The organism is Bacteroides caecigallinarum, assembly GCF_016902295.1.
Lineage (GTDB): Bacteria > Bacteroidota > Bacteroidia > Bacteroidales > Bacteroidaceae > Phocaeicola > Phocaeicola caecigallinarum_A.
In genome coordinates this window covers 1-364 of sequence record NZ_JACJLQ010000171.1, presented here as the reverse complement: position 1 = coordinate 364, position 364 = coordinate 1, and the positions used below count along the sequence as shown (strand labels likewise).

Annotated in this window: 1 protein-coding gene; it reads left to right on the top strand. The window is 48.9% G+C overall.

The features are described 5' to 3' along the window. Positions 1-364: AAA family ATPase (locus tag H6A27_RS15880; protein ID WP_204509216.1), on the top strand; the 364-nt coding region annotated here is incomplete at both ends.

Genomic DNA, 364 nt, shown 5'->3' with positions numbered 1-364 from the left:
TGATAGACGAGTATGACAAGCCTATCTTGGATGTACTTGATACTGATTACGGTCTTGAAGACCGTCACCGTAACGTCCTGAAGGGATTCTATTCCGTGTTCAAGGGAGCGGACAGCCACCTGCAGTTCGTGCTTCTCACGGGAGTAACGAAATTCTCACAAGTGAGTGTGTTCAGCGGCTTCAACCAGCCTGACGACATTAGTATGGACGCCCGCTACGAGACCCTTTGCGGTATAACGCAGGAAGAGCTCCGGGATTATTTCTCCGAGCCTGTCAGGGATATGGCATCCGTTTATCATTGTACGGAGGAAGAGATGATGCAAAGATTGAAAGGACAATACGACGGTTATCATTTCAGCGACAG